This window comes from Psychrobacter sp. (assembly GCF_030457785.1).
In the GTDB taxonomy this organism is placed as follows: Bacteria; Pseudomonadota; Gammaproteobacteria; order Pseudomonadales; family Moraxellaceae; genus Psychrobacter.
This window is the reverse complement of the sequence record NZ_JAKDUI010000250.1, coordinates 1-3,408: the sequence shown is the minus strand read 5'-3', so window position 1 is coordinate 3,408 and position 3,408 is coordinate 1. Positions and strand designations below refer to the sequence as shown.

Annotated in this window: 3 protein-coding genes; all 3 read left to right on the top strand. The window is 46.4% G+C overall.

Annotated features, from left to right (window positions below):
* The first annotated feature begins 119 nt into the window (after nt 1–119).
* The 3 genes from L0J61_RS10120 to L0J61_RS10110 all read left to right on the top strand — a co-directional run bounded on the left by L0J61_RS10120 (nt 120) and on the right by L0J61_RS10110 (nt 3,340).
* A complete protein-coding gene (locus L0J61_RS10120) occupies nt 120–1,493 on the top strand; it encodes a capsule assembly Wzi family protein (RefSeq protein WP_301466321.1) in 1,374 nt (457 codons plus the stop codon).
* 393 nt (nt 1,494–1,886) lie between these two features.
* Nucleotides 1,887–2,783 (top strand): bifunctional methylenetetrahydrofolate dehydrogenase/methenyltetrahydrofolate cyclohydrolase FolD, encoded by an 897-nt coding sequence (gene folD, locus L0J61_RS10115; protein ID WP_301466320.1) that lies wholly within the window; start codon nt 1,887–1,889, stop codon nt 2,781–2,783.
* On the top strand, nt 2,783–3,340 hold the full coding sequence (locus L0J61_RS10110; RefSeq protein WP_301466319.1) for a phosphate-starvation-inducible protein PsiE: 558 nt from the start codon (nt 2,783–2,785) through the stop codon (nt 3,338–3,340). The genes folD and L0J61_RS10110 overlap by 1 nt, the downstream gene beginning before the upstream one ends.
* Nucleotides 3,341–3,408 lie beyond the last annotated feature (68 nt).

The window sequence follows — 3,408 nt, the reverse complement described above, 5'->3', positions numbered from 1 at the left end:
TTGTTTTATGATGTTTGTCCTAACCATAACAATTTTATTTTGAACTGACTATACTTAGTATTGGTCTATGTTCCACCATATCCGTGGTGGCGTCTGCACAAAACCTGTATACGAACGATATGAAGCTCAAAGCAGATCTGGACTGGCTCAATAGCCAAGGGATAGTACAGGTGAGCACCAGTACGTGGCCGTTGACGGCTAACGAGATCAGACGTGCGCTAAGTAGTGCCGATGCCCAGACGCTAGCGCAGCAGCGAGTTCTGCTATCAATACAAAACAGGCTTAAGCAAGACCGCAACTCGCTTGTCAAAGCCAATGCTGGATTGTACCTGCAGACTGATCGAAAACAGCTACCCCAAAGTTTTGCAGATGATCAACTCGCTGCTCAGCAAGCCGCAATAGGTGTATCGTTGAGTGAAGCAGAGTGGGAGTTTTCCCTACAAGCCAACCTCAAAAACGACGAGATAATTGAAGACAGCTCGGATGTCAGTTTTGAAGGGTCGTACCTAGCTGGTACCGCTGCCAATCAATGGCTCATCGCGGGTAAAATCCCAACATGGTGGGGTCCTGGACACGATGGCAGCCTGATCCGCGGCGATGCGAGCCTACCAGTGACTGGCATGACTATGCAGCGTGATCAGCAAACAGCACCGACCTCTCAGTACCTATCGTGGGTAGGGCCTTGGCAGTATCAGCTATTCGCTGGTCAGTTGGATGATTACGAAGCGGTTCCAGATGCCAAACTGTTCGGTGCGCGCCTGACAGCTCAGCCTTTTGACTGGCTAGAGTTGGGAGCTTCTCGTACCTTTATGTGGGGTGGTGATGGTCGACCTGAGAGTCTTAGTTCTTTTGGTGATGCGCTGTTAGGGACAAGAGATAATGGCGACACGGGCAAAGCCGACCCAGCCAATCAGTTGGGAGGCTTTGATGCACGCTTGAGCTTAGCACCATTGGTCAATGTACCAACGGGTGTTTATGCTCAGTATGTGGGTGAAGACGAAGCCGGTGGTTTGCCAGCCAAAAACATGTATTTAGCAGGTATTGATTACGCCTCTAGTATACAAGACAAGCCCTATCAGATTTACGCGGAATATACGGATACCCGTACCAGTGGTGATGTGCGCGGTATTTCTTACGACCATAGTACTTATACCGATGGTTACTATCAGCAAGGCTATCCAATAGGCTATGCGTTGGGCGGTGATGCTGAAAGCGTTGCACTCGGTGCTCGATTGTGGCTTGATAATCGTAATTTTATCAATGCAAAAGTGCAGCAGGCAAAAGTCAATCAGGCAGAAGAGTTAGACTCTCGCACTGGGAAGGCGGATAACCAAGCCTTTCCGACGACCGATAAGCTTACCGCGATCGACGTCTCTTGGGAGCATCAGCTACAGCCTATGACTAAGGTGACAACTAGAGTGTGGGGAGTTGATTCTGACAATCGCTCTAGCGACATCGGTGCTGCTGTGGGCATCGAGCTGCAGACTTATTAAATGCTTGCCTGTTCAGTTGGCTTAACGTCGTTGCCGAACACTTACGAACACTTAATAGTGCTTTATTAGCTTGTGGTCATTCGATTCTTGACGGTCTTTTTCGTTTCATCCTGTGCTAGGGTGTGTTCTCAATGAGCACACTCAATCACTTAGTAGTCTTGACAGGGCTGATAGTGGTCTTAACAGGTCTAAATTTTGCTACTCATCGTCAATTTATCTCATTTTAAGCCTCACTATTTAAATGACGACACGCTCTAGGATTTTTTGCTGCAGGCAGGTACAATATCTTTAATCGCCATACATTGGCCAAGCATAAGACAGGCATGCAAGTAGTTGCGGCGCTGTCTCTATTTTTTACTGCATCTTCTAATCGCACTTTCTATTGGAGTTACTATGTCTATTGCTTCTACTAACCAAGAGTCGGCCACTATCTTGGATGGCAAGGCACTTGCCAAACAAATAGAACAGCAACTGCGCACGCGCGTGGATGCCCTCAAGGATAAAACTGGACGTACTCCAAGCTTGGCGACGATATTGGTCGGTGATGATCCAGCTTCTGCGACTTATGTGCGCATGAAAGGCAATGCTTGTAAGCGTGTCGGTATGGACTCTATTCGGGTTGAGATGGCCAGTGAAACGACGACTGAGCAATTGATGGCAAAGATAGACGAGCTCAATGCGAACGAAGACGTACATGGTATTTTGCTACAGCATCCAGTACCAGCGCATATCGATGAGCGCGCTTGTTTTGAGCAGATTGACTTGGCAAAAGACGTCGATGGCGTCACTTGTCTTGGCTTTGGTCGTATGGCTATGCAGCAGTCAGCATATGGCTCCTGTACACCACAAGGTATCATGCATTTATTAGATCATCATGATATCGAGCTCTCTGGGAAAGAGGCGGTGGTCGTCGGTCGTAGTGCTATCTTGGGTAAGCCAATGGCAATGATGCTATTAAATGCTAACTGTAGTGTAACGATATGCCATTCAAGAACGCAGGATTTGGCTGCACATATTCAACGTGCTGATATCGTCGTTGGTGCAGTAGGTGTGCCTGAATTGATTAAAGCAGAATGGATCAAAGCTGGCGCTGTCGTCGTCGATGCAGGTTTTCATCCGACAGACAATGGTGGCGTTGGTGATATCGAGCTAAAAGGTGTCGAGAAGATCGCCAGTGCTTATACACCCGTACCAGGCGGCGTTGGACCAATGACTATCAACACGCTGATTCGTCAGACTGTCGACGCTGCTGAAAAATCAGCCGATTTGAGTAGTGGTGGCATCAACTAATGAAACCGCCGAAAGAGCAAATACCAGAACGACCATCTGAGCAGAATGAACATTCGCTTCGGTCCGATCAGGGCAAACATAAGCACTTGCAGTATGTGGGTCGTGAGCTTGTTGATATTTTCCACTATGTTATTTTATTTTTAATCAGTGTGGTGGTGGTTTGGACAGCAGGTAAAGAGTTTTTGGTTATCTTTCAAAAAGGCTCAGCAGATTTAAAAGATATCTTATTGCTCTTTATTTATCTCGAGCTACTAGCGATGATTGGTATATATTTTAAGACACATCGCTTACCGGTGCAGTTCTTGATATTTATTGCGATTACGGCTTTGTCACGACATTTGGTCGTAGATGTACAGGCAGTATCAGAAAACTTTCATCTGTGGTTATTGGCAACGATCTCATTTGCCATTTTGGCGCTCAGTGCTTCTATTGTTATACTGACATGGACAGCTAAGATGTTTGGTCGTCCTGAGGACTATCTTGATAACCAAGAAGACAACAGTACTGAGCATCATCTGCCGAGTTTTAATGACAAATCAAAAGATGAAGGTAAATAATATTAATCATATGCTAGGGCGTGTCCTCATTTTGAAAATGGTGATAAAAATGGGATAAATTGCCGCCA

What these genes read in the sequence shown, in the direction of transcription:
- L0J61_RS10110 (WP_301466319.1), top strand. Translation starts at nt 2,783, where the DNA reads ATGAAACCGCCGAAAGAGCAAATACCAGAACGACCATCTGAGCAGAAT.
- folD (WP_301466320.1), top strand. Translation starts at nt 1,887, where the DNA reads ATGTCTATTGCTTCTACTAACCAAGAGTCGGCCACTATCTTGGATGGC.
- L0J61_RS10120 (WP_301466321.1), top strand. Translation starts at nt 120, where the DNA reads ATGAAGCTCAAAGCAGATCTGGACTGGCTCAATAGCCAAGGGATAGTA.